Source organism: Streptomyces litchfieldiae (assembly GCF_031845365.1).
GTDB lineage: Bacteria > Actinomycetota > Actinomycetes > Streptomycetales > Streptomycetaceae > Streptomyces > Streptomyces litchfieldiae.
Genome location: NZ_JAVREL010000081.1, coordinates 1 through 538, shown reverse-complemented (window position 1 = coordinate 538; position 538 = coordinate 1). Strand labels below are relative to the sequence as shown.

Genomic DNA, 538 nt, shown 5'->3' with positions numbered 1-538 from the left:
ATCTGGACCGGCTCGAGGCTCATCTCGCCGGGCAGCCCTTGCCCGACTGGGCCAAGCGTTATCAGGACGTCGCCCAGAAGCTCGGCACCCAGTGGACCCGATAGAAGGAAACAACATGTCACACAATGGAACTGACATCGCAGCGCCAACCGTCGCGGTGGTTTATCACTCCGGGTTCGGCCACACGTCGACCCTGGCCGATGCCGTCGCGGCAGGCGCTCATGACGGCGGAGCCGAGGTCACCGTCATGCACGTCGAGACCATGACCGACGAGGATTGGGATGTGCTGGACAACGTCGACGCCATGATCTTCGGTAGCCCCACCTACATGGGCAACGTGTCGGGCGGATTTCAGACCTTCGCCGAGAAGACCGGCCGGCGGTGCATGGACGGCACCTGGCGCGACAAGGTCGCCGCCGGGTTCACGAACTCCGGAGCCAAGAGCGGAGACAAGCTCGCCACGCTGAACTCGTTGGCGATCTTCGCCGCGCAACACCACATGCATTGGGTGAACCTGGGTTTGGGTGCGGGCTGGAAC

Annotated in this window: 1 protein-coding gene; it reads left to right on the top strand. The window is 63.6% G+C overall.

Annotated features, from left to right (window positions below; genetic code table 11):
- Positions 1–115: 115 nt before the first annotated feature.
- Positions 116–538, top strand: a 423-nt coding sequence (locus RM590_RS35475) for a flavodoxin family protein (protein WP_311708937.1), incomplete at its 3' end; no start/stop codon positions are given.